At 33.3% G+C, this 21,159-nt stretch carries 22 protein-coding genes, 1 pseudogene and 1 riboswitch; of the genes and pseudogenes, 9 read left to right on the forward strand and 14 right to left on the reverse strand.

The window, feature by feature from the left end:
• Positions 1-13 precede the first annotated feature (13 nt).
• Positions 14-775 carry a hypothetical protein gene (locus B0A81_RS08070; protein WP_089057546.1) on the forward strand — a complete coding sequence of 254 codons (762 nt, stop codon included), beginning with the start codon at positions 14-16 and terminating at the stop codon, positions 773-775.
• A gap of 257 nt (positions 776-1,032) precedes the next feature.
• Positions 1,033-3,222, forward strand: coding sequence for a TonB-dependent receptor (locus B0A81_RS08075; RefSeq protein WP_089057547.1), 2,190 nt, complete (start codon positions 1,033-1,035; stop codon positions 3,220-3,222).
• Between the two features lie 56 nt (positions 3,223-3,278).
• Here the strand turns inward: B0A81_RS08075 and B0A81_RS08080 are convergent, their stop codons facing one another.
• Positions 3,279-3,692, reverse strand: a complete 414-nt coding sequence (locus tag B0A81_RS08080) for a Rieske (2Fe-2S) protein (protein WP_089057548.1) — start codon at positions 3,690-3,692, stop codon at positions 3,279-3,281.
• 155 nt (positions 3,693-3,847) lie between these two features.
• On the opposite strand from B0A81_RS08080, the gene greA reads away from it, so the two are divergent.
• Entirely contained in the window at positions 3,848-4,324 is a 477-nt protein-coding gene (gene greA, locus B0A81_RS08085) for a transcription elongation factor GreA (RefSeq protein ID WP_089052667.1), read from the forward strand.
• Positions 4,325-4,393: 69 nt separating this feature from the next.
• Complete coding sequence (locus B0A81_RS08090; RefSeq protein ID WP_089057549.1) at positions 4,394-4,783, forward strand: HIT family protein; 390 nt, start codon at positions 4,394-4,396, stop codon at positions 4,781-4,783.
• 94 nt (positions 4,784-4,877) lie between these two features.
• Here the strand turns inward: B0A81_RS08090 and B0A81_RS08095 are convergent, their stop codons facing one another.
• Positions 4,878-6,032: a sensor histidine kinase gene (locus tag B0A81_RS08095; RefSeq protein WP_089057550.1), complete on the reverse strand. Its 1,155-nt coding sequence runs from the start codon at positions 6,030-6,032 to the stop codon at positions 4,878-4,880.
• A gap of 161 nt (positions 6,033-6,193) precedes the next feature.
• On the opposite strand from B0A81_RS08095, the gene B0A81_RS08100 reads away from it, so the two are divergent.
• The 4 genes from B0A81_RS08100 to B0A81_RS08115 all read left to right on the forward strand — a co-directional run bounded on the left by B0A81_RS08100 (position 6,194) and on the right by B0A81_RS08115 (position 9,242).
• Positions 6,194-7,069 carry a flavin reductase family protein gene (locus B0A81_RS08100; RefSeq protein WP_089057551.1) on the forward strand — a complete coding sequence of 292 codons (876 nt, stop codon included), beginning with the start codon at positions 6,194-6,196 and terminating at the stop codon, positions 7,067-7,069.
• Between the two features lie 30 nt (positions 7,070-7,099).
• Positions 7,100-7,471, forward strand: a complete 372-nt coding sequence (locus B0A81_RS08105) for a DUF3127 domain-containing protein (RefSeq protein WP_089057552.1) — start codon at positions 7,100-7,102, stop codon at positions 7,469-7,471.
• Positions 7,472-7,807: 336 nt separating this feature from the next.
• Positions 7,808-8,446, forward strand: a complete 639-nt coding sequence (gene aat, locus B0A81_RS08110) for a leucyl/phenylalanyl-tRNA--protein transferase (RefSeq protein ID WP_089057553.1) — start codon at positions 7,808-7,810, stop codon at positions 8,444-8,446.
• Position 8,447: 1 nt separating this feature from the next.
• Positions 8,448-9,242 (forward strand): MOSC domain-containing protein, encoded by a 795-nt coding sequence (locus B0A81_RS08115; protein WP_089057554.1) that lies wholly within the window; start codon positions 8,448-8,450, stop codon positions 9,240-9,242.
• On the opposite strand, the gene B0A81_RS08120 is transcribed toward B0A81_RS08115, so the two are convergent.
• The 12 genes and pseudogenes from B0A81_RS08120 to B0A81_RS08175 all read right to left on the reverse strand — a co-directional run bounded on the left by B0A81_RS08120 (position 9,239) and on the right by B0A81_RS08175 (position 18,775).
• Positions 9,239-9,949, reverse strand: a complete 711-nt coding sequence (locus B0A81_RS08120) for a HesA/MoeB/ThiF family protein (protein WP_089057555.1) — start codon at positions 9,947-9,949, stop codon at positions 9,239-9,241. The two genes, B0A81_RS08115 and B0A81_RS08120, sit on opposite strands and share 4 nt — an antisense overlap.
• Before the next feature lie 63 nt (positions 9,950-10,012).
• Positions 10,013-11,134, reverse strand: a complete 1,122-nt coding sequence (gene thiH, locus B0A81_RS08125; RefSeq protein ID WP_089057556.1) for a 2-iminoacetate synthase ThiH — start codon at positions 11,132-11,134, stop codon at positions 10,013-10,015.
• Between the two features lie 37 nt (positions 11,135-11,171).
• A pseudogene (locus tag B0A81_RS08130) lies at positions 11,172-11,550 on the reverse strand (GxxExxY protein).
• Positions 11,551-11,706: 156 nt separating this feature from the next.
• Entirely contained in the window at positions 11,707-12,483 is a 777-nt protein-coding gene (locus B0A81_RS08135) for a thiazole synthase (RefSeq protein WP_089057557.1), read from the reverse strand.
• The gene (locus tag B0A81_RS08140; protein ID WP_089057558.1) at positions 12,464-13,102 is read right to left on the reverse strand and encodes a thiamine phosphate synthase; all 639 of its coding nucleotides are present in this window, start codon (positions 13,100-13,102) and stop codon (positions 12,464-12,466) included. Before B0A81_RS08140 ends, B0A81_RS08135 begins: the two co-directional genes overlap by 20 nt.
• Entirely contained in the window at positions 13,092-13,847 is a 756-nt protein-coding gene (locus B0A81_RS08145; protein ID WP_089057559.1) for a hydroxymethylpyrimidine/phosphomethylpyrimidine kinase, read from the reverse strand. Before B0A81_RS08145 ends, B0A81_RS08140 begins: the two co-directional genes overlap by 11 nt.
• Positions 13,814-14,422: a thiamine phosphate synthase gene (locus tag B0A81_RS08150; RefSeq protein ID WP_089057560.1), complete on the reverse strand. Its 609-nt coding sequence runs from the start codon at positions 14,420-14,422 to the stop codon at positions 13,814-13,816. Before B0A81_RS08150 ends, B0A81_RS08145 begins: the two co-directional genes overlap by 34 nt.
• A gap of 55 nt (positions 14,423-14,477) precedes the next feature.
• Positions 14,478-16,301: a phosphomethylpyrimidine synthase ThiC gene (gene thiC / locus B0A81_RS08155; protein ID WP_089057561.1), complete on the reverse strand. Its 1,824-nt coding sequence runs from the start codon at positions 16,299-16,301 to the stop codon at positions 14,478-14,480.
• Positions 16,302-16,454: 153 nt separating this feature from the next.
• The gene (thiS, locus tag B0A81_RS08160) at positions 16,455-16,661 is read right to left on the reverse strand and encodes a sulfur carrier protein ThiS (RefSeq protein ID WP_089057562.1); all 207 of its coding nucleotides are present in this window, start codon (positions 16,659-16,661) and stop codon (positions 16,455-16,457) included.
• Positions 16,662-16,747: 86 nt separating this feature from the next.
• A riboswitch (TPP riboswitch) is annotated at positions 16,748-16,844 on the reverse strand.
• Between the two features lie 135 nt (positions 16,845-16,979).
• Positions 16,980-17,540: a DNA-3-methyladenine glycosylase I gene (locus B0A81_RS08165; RefSeq protein WP_089057563.1), complete on the reverse strand. Its 561-nt coding sequence runs from the start codon at positions 17,538-17,540 to the stop codon at positions 16,980-16,982.
• Positions 17,541-17,609: 69 nt separating this feature from the next.
• The gene (locus B0A81_RS08170) at positions 17,610-18,062 is read right to left on the reverse strand and encodes a lipocalin family protein (protein WP_089057564.1); all 453 of its coding nucleotides are present in this window, start codon (positions 18,060-18,062) and stop codon (positions 17,610-17,612) included.
• Between the two features lie 38 nt (positions 18,063-18,100).
• On the reverse strand, positions 18,101-18,775 hold the full coding sequence (locus B0A81_RS08175) for a queuosine precursor transporter (RefSeq protein ID WP_089057565.1): 675 nt from the start codon (positions 18,773-18,775) through the stop codon (positions 18,101-18,103).
• 171 nt (positions 18,776-18,946) lie between these two features.
• On the opposite strand from B0A81_RS08175, the gene B0A81_RS08180 reads away from it, so the two are divergent.
• A complete protein-coding gene (locus B0A81_RS08180) occupies positions 18,947-21,067 on the forward strand; it encodes a M3 family metallopeptidase (RefSeq protein WP_089057566.1) in 2,121 nt (706 codons plus the stop codon).
• Positions 21,068-21,159: the final 92 nt, after the last annotated feature.

Below are 21,159 nucleotides of genomic sequence, written 5' to 3' on the forward strand. Positions count from 1 at the left end.
AAAATATAAATAAATGAAGATACTAGTTGTGTTACTTATAGCTTTGAGTGTAAAAACATATTCACAATCAACTAATTTTGAATACGATTTTGCTCTTAAGGGAAATGTAAAAGAAATGACTGCAACTCTTTTTAAGGCTGTAAAAGTTGGCAAAGAATTTAAAACGAGCGAAAAAATAGCTGATTTTTTATTTATAAAGAACCGTTCTGGAAAACTTTTTCAACCTGATTATTTGGGGTCGGATCTATGGTCACAGCCTCAGGATGTTTACAATGAAAAGAATCGGATTGTTGAAAATGTTATCTATTCTGAAGAGAGTAAAGTGCTTCATAGAACAAAATTTATTTATGATGAAAAAGGGCAGCTTGTAGAAGAAAAATTCTATAATGAACCTGATACTTTGTCGCAAGTAACACATTATGAATACAAAAATAATTTACTGCAAAAACAAGTATCCAAAAAATTGAAAGATATACAGGAGTATGAATATGTAAAAGATTCGCTAAAAAATTACATTTATGACGATCATGGTAATCTGACAAAAATTATTACGGAAGGCTCTTGGAATGTAATTTATAAATACAATTCAAAAGGTTTTTTAGCTGAGGAATATATAGAAGGTCAATTTGGTAATCCAAACGAAATACTTGTTAGAAGGTTTCATTATTTAAAAACAGACGATAAAAATTGGATAAGTGCTTATTTTGAGGTGTTTGCATACGAGGAAAAGCCAGTTTACTATTACCTTGAAAGACAAATTAAATATGAAGATTAGAAACGTATAGTTTTACAAATGATTTATTTTTAAAATACCTGGAGACATACTACTTTTTTCTTAATTCTTTTTTACCTTTGCCTCGTCTCAAAGGGGTGCTCTAAATAACGAGCTGAGATCATACCCAAAGAACCTGAGCGAGTAATGTTGCTAAGGGAAAAAACGACACTATCAAGCGTGCACACTTTATTTTGTCGTGAAACATTTATTAATTTAACAAAAGAATAATTCCCCCTTTTATTCGTAATTTTTTACGAATGAAAACTATTTTTCAAAGTACTGAGGTACTAAGCTGTAAAGGTTCTATGGTTCAGAAAATGAGCAGAACCAAATCTATTTTTTTTCTTCTCTTTTCTCTTTTCTTTTCGTCGTTTTCGTTCGCACAAGTTCAGGATTCAACAAAAATTACTAAACTTGATGATGTCTTAGTTTCTGCAGTTCGCGTTACTTCAAAAACTCCAGTCACATTCAGTAACATGGATAAAAAAGAAATTAAATACAGAAATCTAGGGCAGGATATTCCTGTTTTGATGAATTATCTGCCTTCTGTTGTTACCACTTCTGATGCTGGAAACGGAATGGGGTATACTGGAATCAGAGTTAGAGGAAGCGATGCTACGAGAGTAAACGTTACCATAAATGGGATTCCGTATAATGATGCCGAAAGTCAAGGAACTTTTTGGGTAAATATGCCCGATTTTGCATCTTCTCTAGAGAGTTTACAGTTACAACGAGGTGTTGGAACTTCAACAAACGGATCTTCGGCGTTTGGAGCCAGCTTAAATATGCTTACCGATAATTATGCTTCTAAAGCAAATGGTGAAATTTCAAGTTCTTATGGAAGTTTCAATTCAAACAAAAACACTGTAAAATTCAGCACAGGTTTGTTAAACGATCATTTTGAATTAGCAGGTCGTTTGTCTACATTGAAATCTGATGGTTATGTAGATCGCGCCAGTTCTGATTTAAAATCATATTTCTTGCAAGGAACTTACGTTGGAAAAACAACTTTGATAAAAGCTCTTGTTTTTGGAGGAACTGAAAAAACGTACCAATCTTGGAACGGAATTGATGCTGAAACATTAAATTCAAACCGTACTTACAATTCAGCAGGAAAATATAAAGATGAGCAGGGAAATGTTCATTTTTACAATAATGAAACCGATAATTATCAGCAAGATCATTATCAATTACATTGGAGCGAATCATGGTCTGATAAGTGGAGTACTAATCTAGCTGTTCATTATACAAAGGGATTAGGGTATTATGAAAATTACAAATATGATGAGCCAATTGAAGGATATGGACCAATTCAACCTACAAAACAAGTTGAGAATGATTTAGGAGAATTGGTTCCAGGAACTGATTTGATTCGTCAGAAATGGTTAGATAACGACTTTTACGGAACAACTTTTTCTGTAAAATATAAAGAAGAAAAACTAGATGTTATTGTTGGCGGAGGCTGGAATAAATACGAAGGTGATCACTACGGAAAAGTAATTTGGGCAAGAAACTCAGCTCAGTCTGAATTAGGCGATCATTATTATGATGATTTCTCGACAAAAACTGATGGAAATATTTTTGCAAAAGCGAACTATCAGTTTACAGAAAAGTTAAGTTTCTATGGAGATTTACAATACCGAAATGTACATTACAAAGCCAATAGCGCTGAGACAGGTTTAGTAAATGATAACTTTAGTTTTTTTAATCCAAAAGCAGGTTTGAATTTCGAAATCAATTCAAAAAACAATCTTTATTTTTCATATGCACGTGCCAACCGTGAGCCAAATAGAACAGACTATGAAGGCGGAAATGTAAAGCCTGAAAAATTAAACGATTTTGAATTAGGATGGAGATTTAATTCGGAGAAAATCCAATTGAATTCTAATTTCTATTATATGGGTTATAGAGATCAGTTAATTTTAACGGGAAGATTAGATGATGTTGGCGCACCAATTCGTGCAAACACTGAAAAAAGCTACCGTTTAGGGTTTGAATTTGATGCTACATTCGCGCTTTCAGAGAAATTTATTCTTAGACCCAATTTCACTTTAAGCAGTAATAAAAATATTGATTTAGCTGTTGATGGTCAGTACTACGGAACTACTGATATTGCTTATTCTCCAGAAGTTATTGCAGGGAATATTATAATTTATAAACCAATTGAGAATTTATATGTTTCGCTGCTGCAAAAATATGTTGGCGAACAATATATGAATAACATCGAATTGCCATCGGCAAAATTGGCCGATTATTTTGTAAACGATTTGAATGTATCTTACGAGATTAAACCAAAATCTGTTTTTAAATCAATCATGATTACTGGTTTAGTAAATAATATTCTAGATAAAAAATATGTTTCAAACGGAGCCATGTGGGATATTTATCCATACTATTATCCACAGGCAGGAATTAATTTCTTAGCCGGATTAACATTGAAATTCTAAAAAAAGACTCGATATAAAAAAAGCCTGAAAATTTAAACTTTCAGGCTTTTTTATTTTTAGTTATAAACGCGAATTACAGTTCCGCTTACTTCAACACGATATTGTTTTAATGGATAATCTTTACCTCCAAGTCCAGTAAATAAACTATAAGATGTTTTATCACAAGAACAAACTGCATTAATACCTTCAATAGTCATTGCAACACATGAGTTTAAATCCTGATTAGGACAGGCGGCATCAAAAGCATTATAAGTACCTCCTGCATTAAAAATGATAATTCCTTTTGCTCCATAATTAGGAATTATTACACCGTTGCTCACAAATTTAAGATTTGAATAAGCCGGCAGGTTCATATCTACAGATAGATTTACAGGGTAATTAGGTATATAAGGATTTTTATTGCTTCGCTCGCTGTCACTGCAAGAGAAAAGAATAGAAACGAAGGCGATTATTAGAAAGATTTTTTTCATTATTTTAATAAGAATTAGTGAAACAAAAATAAAATATTTAGATTTGATTTTTATATGATTAACATATAATTATGTACTACAAAAAATAATAGTATATTTGTAATACAAAATCCCGTCCCGATGGGATTTTTTCTATTTATATAAACGATGAAGTTATGAGTAAAGTATCTTATTATACCGCAGAAGGATTAAAAAAATTAAAAGATGAATTGGAGCATTTAAAAAGTGTAATGCGTCCAAAAGCATCTCAAGATATAGCAGAAGCAAGAGATAAAGGTGACTTATCTGAAAATGCTGAGTATGATGCTGCAAAAGAAGCACAAGGTTTATTAGAAATGAGAATTGCTAAACTTGAAGAAGTATATGCAAATGCAAGATTAATTGACGAATCTCAACTTGATGTTTCGAAAGCTTTGGTACTTTCTAATGTAAAAATTAAAAATCAAAGTAACGGAATGGAGATGAAGTATACTCTTGTTGCTGAAAGTGAAGCCGATTTAAAAACAGGAAAAATTTCTGTAACTTCTCCTATTGGAAAAGGCTTACTAGGGAAATCTGTTGGTGAAGTAGCTGAGATTACAGTGCCAAATGGTGTTTTAAAATTTGAAATTCTTGAAATTTCGAGAGACTAAATATTTTAATGTTTAACTGTTTAATCGGTTAAACGAATAAAACAATTAAACGATTAACCGAATAAAACAATGAGTTCTATATTCACTAAAATAGTAAACGGAGAAATTCCAGCATATAAAATCGCTGAAGACGATAATTATCTGGCTTTTTTAGATGTAAATCCTAATGCAAAAGGACATACACTTTGTATTCCAAAACAAGAAATCGATAAGATTTTTGATATGGATGACGAATTGTATTTAGGATTAATGAAGTTTTCTAAAAGAATTGCAGCAGCACTGGAAAAAACAGTTCCATGTAAAAGAATTGGAATAGCAGTTGTAGGTTTAGAAGTTCCTCATGCGCACGTACATCTAATTCCGCTTAACGAAATGGATGAAATGCGTTTTCATAATAAAGTAAAACTTTCAAAAGAAGAGTTTGAAGCATTGGCAAAAGACATTCAATCTCATCTTTAAAAAAGAAGAGGCAGAAAAAGGTTTTCACTTCATTCAGCTGAACATAAAAAAAACACCAATTCTGAACTTGAATTGGTGTTTTTTTATGTCTTTTTTAAACAGGAGTATTTATTTTATAACTGATTTGAAAAGTAGTTCCTTTTCCAATTTCAGAATGCAGTACTTTGATTTTTCCATTGTGATATTCTTCAACAATTCTCTTGGTCAAAGAAAGTCCCAAGCCCCAACCTCTTTTTTTGGTAGTAAAACCAGGTTCAAAAATAGTCTTGAATTGGTTTTTAGAAATACCGCTTCCAGAATCCTTCACATTTATTTTTACATGATGAGAATCTATTTCAATCTGAAGATCTAGATTTCCCTTTCCTTTCATTGCATCAATCGCATTTTTAATTAAATTTTCAATAGTCCAGCTGTGCAGCGTTGGATTGATAAGAACAAAAATTTGCTTTTCTGGAGCCTTATATGAAAATGAAACCTGTTTAGAAAATCTGGATTGTAAATATTCATAGGTATTCAAAGTTTCAGCCACAATATCATTTGGTTCTAAAACAGGAACAGAACCAATTTTAGAAAAACGATCAGTTATGGTTTGCAAACGTTCAACATCTTTTTCGATTTCAGCTGTGATAGATTGATCGATTTCTTCCGTTTTTAAAATTTCAACCCAACCGATTAATGATGATAAAGGAGTACCAATTTGGTGCGCCGTTTCCTTTGCCATTCCTGCCCATAATTTATTTTGTGTTGCCATTTTTGTGCTTTTGTAAAAGTTGTAAATCAAAGCACCGCATAAAAAAATAATCAATAATAAAGCGACAGGATAATATTTTAGTTTATTTATTAAAGCGGAATTACCATAGTATATCTGCTGAAATTTACCAGGAGCATACTCAATTATAACAGGGTCATTTTCGTTTTTAAGATTGTTTAAAAATGAAATAGATTCTTTTTTGTCATTGATAATGTGTTCAGGAACATTTACCGAACTTATAATTTTATCATACATCACTAACATTACGGGTACCGAAGTATTGTTGTTTATGATTTCAAGCGGTAAATCAAGATCTGTATTCTCATCTGCATTGATTAATGTTTTTTGAGCATTGGCCCAAAGATTCATCTTTAACCTTTCCTCATTTTTAAAGATTTGGAAAAAAGTATAAGTATTCCAAAGAATCAAAGAAATGATTAAGAAGGAAATAAAAATAATGATCCAACGGGTTGTATTTCTACTTTCAGAAAAACGCATAAATTAATTTTTGAGGTATAAATATAACGAAATAAACGCATTTTATATTTCGCAAAACTTTAAAGATTTTTTGTTTTTATCTTGTAAAACTATTTCTCGAAGTTAAACGATTTATATACTTTTGTAAGCCCGAAGTTGAGGTTCGGTTAAATGGAGAAATTATGATCAGCATAGACCCAAAAGAGATAACGACAGTAAAACTGCAAGGATATTTGCAAAGCGCAGTAGGTCCAAGGCCAATTGCTTTTGCAAGTACCATAAGTGTAAATGGAGTTCCAAATTTATCTCCCTTTAGTTTCTTTAATGTGTTTAGCGCTAATCCGCCAATTTTAGTTTTTTCACCATCAAGACGTGTTCGTGATAATACCATAAAACACACCTTGATAAATGCTGAAGCAACTCGTGAAGTTGTAATTAATGTTGTTAATTACGATTTGGTGCAGCAAACATCATTGGCAAGCACAGAATATGGAGATTGTGTAAACGAATTTATAAAAGCAGGATTAACTCAAATTCCTTCAGATTTTGTAAAACCATATCGAGTAAAAGAATCACCGGTGCAGTTTGAATGTAAGGTGACTCAGATTATTCCTCTTGGTACTGAAGGCGGAGCTGGAAATCTAATCCTTTGTGAGGTAGTCAAAATTCATATTCATGAAGCAATTCTTGATGAAAATGGAGCAATCGATCAACACAAAATTGATTTGGTTTCAAGACTTGGCGGAAATTGGTATTCTAGATCTAATCAAGGGTTATTTGAAGTGCAAAAACCACTAACAACTTTAGGAGTTGGAGTCGATGCAATTCCGGATTATGTCAAGCAAAGCCCTGTGTTTAATGGAAATGACCTTGGAAAATTAGGTAATATTGAAGCCTTGCCTACAAAAGAAGAAGTTAGTATATTTGTGAAAGAAAATTTTGCCGTCAAAGGAGTTTTAAGTTCAGACGATCAGGAAAAAATTCATTTAGAAGCAAAAAAATATCTCAACAAAGATGATATTGCCTCGGCTTGGAAAGTGCTTTTAGCTAAAAAATAAGAATAGAAACAATAATTAATATAGACGAAGATGGAAGTTATAGGAAAAGTAAAAGTGGTTAATCCTGAGCAGCAAGTTAGTGCTTCATTCAAAAAAAGAGAATTAGTAGTTACTACAGATGAGCAGTATCCACAGCACATTTTAATCGAATTTACACAAGATAAATGCGATTTATTAAGCAGCTATAAGCAAGGAGAGGCAGTAAAAGTTTCTATCAACTTAAGAGGAAGAGAATGGGTTAATCCACAAGGAGAAACTAGATATTTTAATAGTATTCAAGGTTGGAGAATTGAAAGAGTAGCACCAGAAGGTCCTGCACAAACTCCAGCAATGCCGGCAGCAGAAGCTTTTGCTCCAGCAACAAATTTAAACGAAGACGAACCAGACGATTTACCGTTCTAAGAGTTTAAAATTCAATTTATTAAATTCCAAATTCCAAATTCACGAAAATGAATTGGAATTTGGAATTTTATTTTTATTTGCAGTTTATGTCATTTACATGAACGTGAATACATAGTTTTGTCATTTCGACCGAAGGGAGAAATCTCCGCGAGAAGCTCGACAAAGATTGGACTTTCGCTACGGAGTTACTTGTGGAGATTTCTCCCTTCGGTCGAAATGACAATGATTATGGTTTTTTGTGTATAACTAAATATCCTTATACTGCTGATTCAAAACTTTGACAAAGGTTCGCAACGCTTGGAATTTGGCATTTAATTTTATTGGAATTTAAAAAAAATGTACTACGTATTTGAAGATCTATTTTTTCCGCCAGTTTCAGAAGCCGATGAAGAAGGCATTCTGGCAATTGGTGGGGACTTAAATCCAGAGCGATTAAAGCTCGCTTACAGGAGCGGAATTTTTCCGTGGTTTAATGAAGGTGAACCAATACTTTGGTGGTCGCCAGATCCAAGAATGGTTTTGTTTTTAGATGAATTAATAGTGTCTAAAAGCATGCGGAATATTTTAAATAGAAATCAATTTAAAGTCACTTTTAATCAGAATTTTGAAGACGTGATTTCAAATTGTCAGAAAATAAAAAGAGACGGACAAAACGGAACTTGGATTTCGAACCAAATGATTGAAGCCTATTGTAAACTTCATGCGCAGGGAATTGCAAAATCTGTAGAAGTCTGGCAGGATGAAGTACTAGTTGGCGGTTTGTACGGAATAGATTTGGGACATGTTTTTTGCGGTGAAAGCATGTTCTCTAAAGTTTCAAATGCTTCAAAAATTGCTTTTATAGCTCTAGTAAATAAGTTAGCAAAAGAAAATTATAAACTATTAGATTGTCAGGTTTATAATCCGCATTTAGAGAGTTTGGGTTGTCGCGAAATTGACCGTGACGAATTTATGACGATTTTAAAAAGTAAATAAAATGAGTGCAGTTCATATCGTAAAGGAAATCTATATTTATCCGATAAAAAGTTTAGCAGGTATAAGCTGTCAGTCTGCTTTGGCTGAAGAAATGGGTTTTGAAAATGACCGAAGATGGATGCTGATTGATGCTGAAAATCAAATGATAACACAAAGAGAACATCGCATAATGAGTCAGTTTTATCCAAAGATTTTAGATGGAAAAATAGGCATTACTTTTAAAGATCAAAAACATGAATTTTCTATTAATGAACATTTAGACAATTCGCTGGAAGTGAATGTTTGGGATGATAAAAGCGAAGTAGTTGAAGTGAATCAAGCAACTTCAAAATGGTTCAGCCAGCATTTAGGTTTCGAATGTAAATTGGTTAAAATTCTAAAAAATGGAGATCGTAAACATGAAAGTTCCAGAGTAAAAGAAACTTTCAATGTAAGTTTAGCCGATGGTTATCCTTATTTATTAATAGGTACAAAAAGTTTGGACTTTTTGAATAATAAACTTGATGAAAAAATTACAATAAAAAGGTTTCGGCCAAACATCGTTGTAAGCAGCGAGAATCCTCACGAAGAAGATGATTTTAAATCCTTTACCATTGGAAAAGTTCAATTTAAAAACATAAAACCTTGCGGAAGATGCATTATGGTAAATAATGATCCCGAAAACGGACGACTAAAAAAAGAACCTTTAAAAACGCTGAGCAAATACAGAAACGTAAATAATTCTGTTTTATTCGGAACCAATATTGTGAGTTTGAATTCTGGGAATATTACTGTTGGCGATACACTTGTTTTCTAGAAATTCAACTTTGTAAAATCCCAGTTCAAAGTATTAAAAATTATTAATTCATTGTTTAAAGCAGGTAATTCCAAGATTAGCTTTAAGGTTTCATGCGCCATCATATTTCCTATAATTCCTGGGAGAGTTCCTAAAACTCCGTTCAAATTACAATTCGGAACATCTTTTGGATCAGGCATTTCTGGAAATAAATCACGTAGATTTCGACTTCCATTGTGATTGAAGACTGCAATTTGTCCTTCAAATTTCAAAATGCTTCCGTACACTAAAGTTTTATTGAGTCGAACGCAAGTATCGTTTACTAAATAGCGTGTCTTAAAATTATCAGAACCGTCAACAATAATATCAAATTGTTCAATAATTTGAGATGCATTTTCAAGCGTTAATTTCTCTGTAATGGCTGCGGCTTCGATTAGAGGATTTAATTTTGAAACCGCCTTTTTTGCGACAAGAGCTTTTTGCTGTCCAATTTCGTGTTCAGTATATAAAATCTGTCGGTGAAGATTATGAATTTCAATAGTATCAAAATCCATGATTCCAATAAAACCAACTCCAGCTGTTGCAATATATTGCAAAATAGGACAGCCTAAACCGCCGGCACCAATTACTAAAACGCGTGCTTTTTTTAATTTCTCCTGACCTTCATCGCCAATTTCGGGCAGCATGGTTTGTCTGTTATAACGTAAAAATTCTTGTATAATACTCATTATTTTAATCTTAAAGTTTGAAAGTTAAAAGTCAAAAAAAGTAATTATCTATAACAATAGACTTTAAGACTTTCGACTATATGCTTTATCCCAATCTTTCCATACGGGGTCGTAACCTTTACTTTTTATGATTTTTGCAATTTCATCAGCAGAGCGTTCATCACTGATCTCAAATTGTTCTAATGACTGTGGGTCAACAACATATCCGCCCGGGTTTGTTTTAGAACCTGCACTCATGCTTGTAACTCCAATAGGAATAATATTGTTTCTGAATTTTTCGTTTTCTCTTGTTGAAATCGAAATTTCCAAATCTTCATTCCATAAACGATAGGCGCAAATTAACTGAGTCAAATCTTTATCATCCATTATAAAATTCGGCTCGATAATTCCTTCAGCAGGACGAAGGCGAGGGAAAGAAACAGAATATTTGGTCTGCCAGTATTTTTTTTGAAGATAATCTAAATGCAAAGCATTAAAAAAACTATCCGTTCGCCAATCCTCTAAACCCAATAAAACACCTAACCCAATTTTATGAATTCCAGCAGTTCCAATTCGATCAGGAGTTTCCAGCCTATAATCAAAATTTGATTTTTTGCCTTTAGTATGGTATTTTTTGTAAACTTCCTGATGATACGTTTCCTGATAAACCAAAACCGAATATACACCAGCATTGTGCAGCTTTTCATAATCTTCTGTAGAAAGCGGCTGTACTTCGACGGAAATAATCGAAAAATCGTTTTTGATAAGATTTATCGCGTTTAGAAAATAATTGATGTTTACAGTATAATTAGCTTCTCCAGTTACAAGTAAAACATGGTCAAAGCCTGTGCTTTTTAAGGCTTCAATTTCAATTTTTATTTCGGCATCCGTAAGTGTTTTTCGTTTGATTTTATTATCTAAACTAAATCCGCAATACGTACAAATGTTTTGGCATTCGTTGCTTAAATAAAGCGGCGCATACATTTGGATGGTTTTTCCAAAGCGTTTTTTGGTGATTTCATGGCATTTTTGTGCCATTTCTTCCAGATAGTTTTGGGCTGCTGGAGAGATTAAAATCAAGAAATCATCGAGCGTGTATTTAGTTTTAGCCAAAGTTTGCTCAACATCTTCTGATGTAGTTTGGTATATTCTGGCTTGAATATCGTCCCAATTGTATTGTTCAAAAATTGTTTTGAATGTTTTCATTTTATTTTTTTATTTCATGCAGATTTTCTTGAATACATCAGATTTTGTTTGCGACTCGATGTATATTATCTAAGATATTTATACAATTAAAATTGACTAATAATCCGAGTTTTTTGTTTGTTAGTTTTAAATAGGTATTTAGTTGTTTAAATTGAATAGATTTAAGCTCTTCAACGGATTTTAATTCAACAATTACTTTGTGTTCGACTAGTAAATCTATTCGGAAAGTGATATCTAATTCTACATTATCATAATTAACCGGTATATTAACTTGTTTTTATGGTATTTAATCCATCTTTGTTTAATTGATAATATAAAGCGCTTTCATAAACTGATTCTAATAATTCTGGGCCTAGGATGTTGTATACTGTAAAAATAGCACCTCTAACTTTATATGAAATTTCATTTTCTGACATAATCTTGATTTTAATTTCAAATCAAATTAAATGAAATTTCCTGCTTTTTGTAAGATATTTTTCTCGCAGATTTGGTAGATTGAGCAGATTATTTTTTGAGCATTTTTTATCCAAATAAATCTGCTTAAATCTGCAAAATCTGCGAGAGATTAAAAATTAATCAAACAAGAATGAAGTTAAAGGGCTAGAAGCCGCAGCATGGTTTTGTTGATTAGCAATTCGAGCTTCAAAAGCTTTTCTTCCTGCAATAACCGCTTCTTTAAATGCTTCTGCCATTAATTTGGGGTTTCCTGCAACGGCAATTGCGGTATTTACCAAAACAGCATCAGCGCCAATTTCCATTGCTTTTGCAGCATCAGACGGAGCGCCAATTCCAGCATCAACAATAACCGGAACATTACTTTGTTCGATTATAATCTCTAAAAAATCTATTGTTTTTAAACCTTTGTTACTGCCTATTGGTGATCCTAATGGCATAACGGCTGTTGTTCCAGCATTTTCTAAATGTTTGCATAAAACTGGGTCGGCATGAATGTAAGGCAGTACAAAGAAGCCAAGTTTAGCCAATTCTTCAGTTGCTTTTAACGTCTCAACTGGATCAGGCAGTAAATATTTTGGATCTGGATGAATCTCAAGTTTTATCCAATTTGTTTCTAAAGCTTCGCGAGCTAATTGTGCCGCAAAAATGGCTTCTTTTGCATTTCTTGCTCCAGAAGTATTAGGTAATAAATTAATGTTTGGGTGTTGTAAATGCGCTAAAATGGCATCAGTATCGGTTTCAAGATCAATGCGTTTTAAAGCTACAGTAACCAGCTCACTTTCTGATGCTAAAATAGCTTCTTTCATTTCTTGGTTGGAACCAAATTTTCCTGTTCCTAAAAATAAACGGGATTTAAAGGATTTGTCTCCAATATTAAACAATGACGTTTGCATATAATTTTTCGTTTAATTGTTGAATTAATAGTTCTTTTTCATCACTTTTTGTGATGATACCTGAAACTGCAATTCCGTGAATTCCAGTTTGAATCAACGGATTTAAATCTTTCAAGGTGATTCCTCCAATTGCATAAACTGGAATTTCAATTTTATTTTTTTTCAATTTTTCAAGGATCTCGTAATAACCAGACAAACCTAATATTGGACTTAATTTTTCTTTTGTGTTAGTAAATCTAAAAGGACCTAAACCAATATAATCACAGCCATTTTTTGTATGATTTACAATGTCTTCGAATGTATTTGCGGTTCCTCCAATAATTTTTGTAGTGCCTAAAATAGCTCTTGCTTCATCGATTTTCATATCTGATAAACCTAGATGAACACCATCGGCAGCAATTTGCTGAGCGAGATATAAATTATCATTTACAATAAAGTTGGCGAGATATTCTTCGCATAAAAATTTTACCGCTTCGGCTAAAGCAAAGCTGTCTTTTGCAGTCTGATTTTTAAATCGCATTTGTATCCAGTCACATCCAGCATCTAAAGCTTGATGGATGTTGTACAATTGTTGTTCGATTGTTTTTCCTTGTGAAATGTATTGCAATTTATTGTACATAATGATATCCGATTAAAGTTGATGTTGAACTCAGGTATTTTTCTATGTAGATTTTAGCATTTTTACAAGCTTCCTGTAAAGTTTGGTTTAATGCCAGATTTGAGGCAATCGCAGATGATAAAACACAACCCGAACCATGTTTCTCAAAGCATTTTTTATCTGATGGAAGTAAATCAAAAACTTCATTTTTTAGAAATAAATGATCAGTTCCAATGGCCGTTTCATTATGTCCGCCTTTCAATAAAACAGGAACAGGAATTTCATTTTGAAGCCAAAGTTTCTTTGAAATAAAACCAGGATATAAAACTTCAATTTCATGATAATTGGGTGTGATTAGATCAATTTTTGATACAATTTTATTTAAATCAGAATGATCGTTAATTGATAAAAACTCAAATTTAGTGGTTGATTTTAAAACAGGATCCCAAACGATTTGCGTAGTTGGAGACAACAGTTTTATGGTCGAAAGAATTCGATTTAAATAATGAGCAGAAGGAACAATTCCGATCTTGACCACGCTGATTTTATAACTCAGAAAAAGAGTCTCAATTGAGCGAATCACAAAACTCAAATCTGTCCATTGAATTTCATAAAAAGTATCCTCAGTTTGAATAGTATTGGCGGTGATAACTGCAAAACCATTGACTTTATGCTGCTCAAAAGTCTTGATATCGGCCAGAATACCAGCTCCTCCCGAAGGATCAAGACCGGCTATTGTAAGTGCGAACGGACGATTTTCTGACATAGTTTAAATTCTTTTACAGGGTTTGTGTTACTCCAAACAGCACCTAAAAGCGCGATATTATCAAAACCATTTTCAAGTGTTTTTTGAATGTTTTTAGAATTAATTCCGCCTAAAGCAATTGTTTTTGTTTTATAATTTGTTCTTGATTTTAATGCTTTAAAGAGATCTGTTTTGGGTTGATAGTTTTCTTTTGAAATACTTTTAAAAACGGGACTTAAGAATGCGTAATCGAAATCACTTTCCAGAGAATTAAAATCCTCTATAGAATGTGTTGAAGCTGATTTAGATTTGTTCTTATATAAATCTGAAAGTATTGCAGAAACATTGTGCCTGTTTTCTCTTTCTTTTTCAGAAAAATGAAAACGAATAATTCCTAAATCTTCTGCTAATTCATGATGACTATGCAAGACAAGCTTATTTCTATGTTTTAGGTTAATTTGTTGAATAAATTGAGCCATTTCCAATTCAGAAAAATCAGGTTTCCGAATATGAAATAGAGACAGTTCTTCTTCAAATAAAGAATGAATTATCTTGATTTCATCTACAACAGTCAAAGCATTAGAAATTACAATCATATTTTTCCACTTTCTTCTAGAGTCTATTTCCGATTTTCTACTTTTTCGCCTCTTTCTAAATATAAATCTCTTTTCCCTGCTCGATAAACTCCTCTGATTTTTCCTGCATTCCTTTTTCTGCGGCAGCGACATCCCTGATTTCCTGAGATATTTTCATAGAACAGAATTTTGGTCCGCACATCGAACAAAAATGCGCCACTTTTGCACCATCTGCAGGAAGCGTTTCATCGTGAAATTCTCTCGCAGTATCTGGATCTAAAGCTAGATTAAATTGATCTTCCCAGCGGAATTCAAAACGAGCTTTACTCAAAGCATTGTCTCGATATTGTGCTCCCGGATGACCTTTAGCCAAATCTGCAGCATGCGCGGAAATTTTATAGGTGATTACGCCATCTTTTACGTCTTTTTTATTAGGTAAACCAAGATGTTCTTTTGGGGTTACATAACACAACATAGCGCATCCGTACCAGCCTATCATTGCGGCTCCAATTGCTGATGTTATATGGTCATAACCAGGTGCGATATCTGTTGTTAAAGGGCCTAAAGTGTAAAATGGAGCTTCATGACAATGTTCTAATTGTTTGTCCATGTTTTCTTTAATCATGTGCATTGGCACGTGTCCCGGCCCTTCAATAAAAACCTGTACATCATGTTTCCATGCGATTTTGGTTAGTTCACCTAAAGTTTCTAATTCGGCAAATTGCGCCGCATCATTAGCATCTGCAATCGAACCCGGGCGTAAACCGTCTCCTAAAGAAAATGCAACATCATATTGTTTCATAATCTCACAGATTTCCTCAAAATGAGTGTATAAAAAGTTTTCTTTATGATGAAATAAACACCATTTTGCCATGATTGATCCACCGCGAGAAACAATGCCGGTAACACGATTTGCAGTTAAATGAATATAACGAAGTAAAACTCCAGCATGAATTGTAAAGTAAGAAACGCCTTGTTCTGCCTGCTCTATTAAAGTATCACGGAAAATTTCCCAAGTTAAATCTTCGGCAATTCCTTTTACTTTTTCTAAAGCCTGATAAATCGGAACGGTACCAATTGGAACTGGCGAATTACGAATAATCCATTCTCTAGTTTCATGGATATTTTTTCCTGTAGATAAATCCATGATCGTGTCAGCGCCCCAGCGGCAAGCCCAAACTGCTTTTTCAACTTCTTCTTCAATACTTGATGTAACAGCGCTGTTACCAATATTGGCATTGATTTTCACCAAGAAATTACGTCCAACAATCATTGGTTCGCTTTCAGGATGGTTAATGTTGTTTGGGATAATAGCTCTTCCGCAGGCAACTTCAGCTCTTACAAACTCGGGTGTTATTTTACTTTTTGGAGTGTTTGCACCAAAACTATTTCCGCCATGCTGACATTGCATTGCTTTTGTTTGTTCGTTTAAAAGCTCGATTCGTTGGTTTTCGCGAATAGCAATGTATTCCATCTCAGGAGTAATAATACCTTGTTTCGCATAATACAACTGCGTTACGTTTGAACCCTTTTTAGCACGTTTTGGCTGATGAAGATATTCAAAACGAAGATGATTCAGGTTTTCGTCACGCAATCGGCTTTGACCGTAATCTGAAGAGATTTCATTTAAAATTTCGACGTCATTTCGATCTAAAATCCAAGTTTCGCGTAAGCGAGGTAATCCTTTTCTAATGTCAATTTCAACATTTGGATCAGTATAAGGACCAGATGTGTCATAAACGGTCACGGGAGGATTTTTTTCAATTCCTCCGTTTGAAAGTTTGGTGTCGCTAAGATGAATCTCGCGCATTGCTACTTTTATCGGATGCATTTCTCCGTCGATGTAAACTTTCTTAGAATTTGGAAATGGTGTTCTTGATATTTGTTCTTCTGTAGTCATTGTTTTTTTGTTTCAGGTTTGAAGTTTCAGGTTTCAGGTTGATCGTGTTTTATCGTTGAGATTTTCCGTAGAGGCGCACAGCAGTGCATCTCCTTTTGAGTATGAAATTGGAATTTGGTCCCGCAGCTTCGGGATTGATTTGTAGTTTAAATACTATCCGCCTTGTGTAGCAGAAATAATCAAAATTTCGTCAGTTTCTTGTAGGAGGAATTCGTTCCATTTGATTTTTGGAACAACAGTATTATTAATGGCAACGGCGATTCCGTTTTGTTTGAGGGGAATTTCGAGATCAAGTAATGACTGAATGCTTAGGGATTCAGCATTAAAATGTTTAGTTTGTTGGTTGATTTTTAGTTCCATTCCTTTGTTTTTTTTGGTTTATCTAAGATTCACTGCAGTGAATCTCTACCTTAGGAATGGCCGCAATTGCGCATAAAAATGCGCTCAGAAGTCATCTTACTTTTCCCTACGCTAGTATGAACTAGATCAGGTTCAGAGGGTAAAATCTCAGCCTGCATGTTGCAGACACCCCTAAAGTGTGAAGCAAATATAGAAAATTTTTGTTTGGTTGTTTAAAAAAGTTTCAAGTTTCAGGTTTCAAGATGCATGCGAGGAGAATTTTTTGTTTCTATTAAGATGGCGGTTTAACGTGAAACCTGAAACTTGAAACAAAAAATATTACTTTGTTCTAGTCCAGCAATCTTCAATATGATCATTGACCATTCCTGTTGCCTGCATATGAGCATAGATAACGGTTGAGCCGACAAATTTAAAGCCTCGTTTTTTTAAATCTTTACTGATTGCATCAGAAATTGGAGTTGTTGCAGGAACATCTTTTAGAGTCTTAGGATTATTATCAATGGGTTTTCCATCTGTGAACTTCCAGATATAATCAGAAAAGGTCCCAAATTCATCTTGAATTTTCATAAATGCCTGTGCGTTTGTAACTGCCGATCTAATTTTGAGTTTGTTACGAATGATTCCAGTATTTTGAAGTAATTCTTCGATCTTGTCTTCAGGATAATTGGCGATTTTTTTATAATCGAAATTATCAAAAGCAGTTTTAAAGTTTTCTCTTTTATTTAAAATGGTAATCCAGCTCAATCCTGCCTGAAAGGTTTCCAAAATTAAAAATTCAAATAGAGTAGGGTCGTCATAAACAGGAGTTCCCCATTCTTCATCATGATATTTTTTGTATAAATCGCTTGAGGTACACCAACCACATCTTATTTGTTCCATTTTTTTTAATTTAAATATAGATAAACTCAGATTGAAAAAGTAAGGACTACGATTTGTTTTATTTAATAATTATTTTCGGTTATAAACAGATATAAAGACTAAAAGAGTTGTGCCTGTCTTTAAAGTTTGTTTTAATTTTAAGGTTGATTGACTTAATTCCAGAATTTCAAGAGTAGTAGAACCGTCATCATAAATAGCTGTTATTATTTTGTCTTTTGCAGACCATGCCCCTTTCTGGTTATAAGAAACGCATTTATTGTCTTGAAATTCATATCTGAGATTAGAAAAAGTTCCGTTTGATGAATACTCAAGAAGTCCACTATCACATTTTCCCGGATTAGGAATTTCCTGTAACGATTCATTTCCGTTTTCTGCTATTGTTCCCGTTTTTTTGGGAACCCATTTTCCTGTTAATAAAGCGGTATCATTTTCTTTATTATCACTGCTGTCGTCACTGTTACAAGATGATAAGTATAATGCTATTAGTAACGCAGATAAAAATAAAATGCTTGCTTTTTTCATGATTTCTTTTTAGAAATGGTTCTAAGATTTCGTATTAATTATTTGACTTTAGTATTTTTATAAGAAGGGTCGTTTTCCAAATATTTTTTTATCAAATGATGTCCGGCATAAATTAATGGAGTTAGTAAAATTGCAATTGATAATTTAAAGGTGTATCCAACTAAAGCAGAGGAAATGAAAGTATCAAAATCAATTTTACCGGGCAGCCAAAAAGCAATTCCGAGAACAATAAACGAATCAAATAATTGCGAAATTACGGTTGAACCGGTTGTTCTAAGCCAAATTTTTCGTTCACCTGTGCGTCTTTTGAAAAACCAAAAAATCCATACGTCGATTAATTGAGATGCCATAAAAGCAATTAAACTTCCAATTATAATCCACATACTTTGTCCAAAAACAGCTTGAAATTGCTCATCGTTTACTGGACTTATTCCTTTTGCTGCAGGAATTACAATTGCCATAAACAAAATCAGAAAAGCATAAGCGATCAAACAGGCCGTTATAAAAGAGAGTTTTTTCACTCCTTTTTCACCAAAATATTCATTAATCAAATCTGTGGTTAGAAAAACAACAGGCCATGGCAAAATTCCAATGCTCATGACAAAAGGGCCAATTTGAATTAGTTTTCCACCAATAAGTTCGGCAACAACCGCATTCGTAATAAATATTCCGGCAAGTACTACAAAAACAATTTCTTTTCGGGTTTTAAACATCTTAATTTGGTAAATGATATTTCAAATTTAAACTATTTTCTTTATAACTTAAAAGGATTGATTTTAAATTAAGCTGTCCTTTTTAAGAGAATCTGAAAGTTAAAATTCTATTTTGAATGCTGATTTTAGTTACATTTGGAACAATAACATTTTAGTTAAAAATTAATGATAATGAAAAAATTAATGACAATTTTTCTCATGGGAACAACTTTTTTTGCGGCCACCGCACAAACAAATTCTGATAACCCATTGCTTAAAAACTGGACAGGGCCTTATGGCGGAGTTCCTGCGTTTAATGAATATAAGGTTTCAGATTTTAAACCAGCAATTCAGTTTGCAATTCAAGAAAAGCTAAACGAGATTGATGCTATTGCTAATAATCCGAAGGCGCCAACTTTTGACAATACAATTGCAGAACTAGAGCGTTCTGGGAAAACAATTACTAGAATTTTGACAGTATACGGAATTTATAGATCGAATTTGAGCACACCTGAGTTTAGTGCCGTAGATCGCGAAATGTCTCCTAAGTTTTCTGAATTCTCGGACAAGATTAATCAGAATAAAAAACTTTTTACTAGAATTGAGACTTTGTATAATTCTAAAGAAAGTAAAAAATTGACCAGTGAGCAACAACGTTTAATCTGGTTGTATTATACTGATTTTGTTCGTGAAGGAGCTAAATTAAATGTGGCTGACAAAGAAAAAGTAGCTGATATTAATAAAAAATTAGCGAGTCTTTTTACTAAATTCAGTCAAAATTTATTAGCGGAGGAGAATAATCAATATGTAGCTTTAAAAACAGAAAGTGATTTTGATGGTTTACCATTAGAAGTAAAAAACGCAGCTATTGCTGAAGCAAAAGAGAGAAAACTTGATGTTTTGGGCTGTATTGCAAATACACGTTCTTCAATTGAGCCATTTTTAACTTTCTCTAATCGTAGAGAATTAAGAGAAAAAGCATTCGATATTTTTGTGAAACGTGGTGATAATGGAAATGCAAATGATAATAATGCGACTTTGGTTTCTATTTTGCAATTGCGTACTCAAAAAGCAAAATTATTAGGATTTACAACTTTTGCTGATTGGAGTTTATCTAATAAAATGGCAAAAGACCCTAAGAAAACATTGGATTTGATGATGTCAGTTTGGGAGCCGGCTGTAGAAAAAGTACATCAAGATGTTGCTGAAATGCAGAAAATTGTGGATGCCGAAGGTGGGAAATTTAAAATTCAGCCATGGGATTATCGTTATTATGCTGAAAAAGTTAGAAAAGCAAAGTATGATTTAGATCAAAATGAGGTTAAACCGTATTTGCAATTAGAGAATTTACGTGAAGGAATGTTTTGGGTTGCTGGAGAATTATTTAATTTAAGCTTCAAACAAGTTACAAATGTTCCTGTTTATCATCCAGATGTGCGTGTTTGGGAGGTAAGTAACAAAATAACTGGAAAAACAGTTGGGCTGTGGTATTTTGATCCTTATGCACGTACAGGAAAGCGTTCTGGTGCATGGATGAATGCATATCGTGATCAGCAAAAAATGGATGGTGAAGTACTTACGATTGTGTCTAATAATTGTAATTTTATTAAAGGTGCTGCAAACGAACCTGTTTTGATTTCTTGGGAAGATGCAACTACATTATTTCATGAGTTCGGACATGCACTTCACGGAGTATGTTCAAATGTTACTTATCCTAGTTTAGCAGGAACATCTGTTGCTAGAGATTATGTCGAGTTCCCATCGCAATTATTAGAACATTGGCTGGCTACACCAGAGGTGTTGAATAAATTTGCTTTGCATTATAAAACAAATCAGCCATTGCCTCAATCTTTAGTGGATAGAATTGAGAAAGCGGCTAATTTTAATGAAGGTTTTGCTACTGTAGAAACCATTTCTAGTTCTTTAATAGATATGAAACTGCATTTGGCAACAACAACTATTGATCCTCATAAATTTGAGAAAGAAACTTTAGATGCCCTTCATATGCCTTCGGAAATTGTAATGAGACATAGAATTCCTCAATTCGGTCATATTTTTTCAGGAGATGGATATGCAGCTGGATATTACAGTTATTTATGGGCAGATGTTATTAATGCAGATGCTTGGGAGGCTTTTACAGAAGGAAAAGGTCCATATGATAAGGAAGTGGCTAAGCGTCTTTATGATAATGTTTTTAGTGTAGGAAATACTATAGATCAGGAGAAAGCGTATGAGAATTTTAGAGGGAGAGCTCCAAAATCTGATGCGCTAATGCGTGCTAGAAATTTTCCAATTGTAGAAAAGAAAAAGTAAAAAACTTTGCAATTATAATAGGCGCACTGCGGTGCGTCTTTATAATTTGACAAACATAAAAAAGCCCGAATAAATAAATATTCGGGCTTTTT

This window comes from Flavobacterium plurextorum, from assembly GCF_002217395.1.
Lineage (GTDB): Bacteria > Bacteroidota > Bacteroidia > Flavobacteriales > Flavobacteriaceae > Flavobacterium > Flavobacterium plurextorum.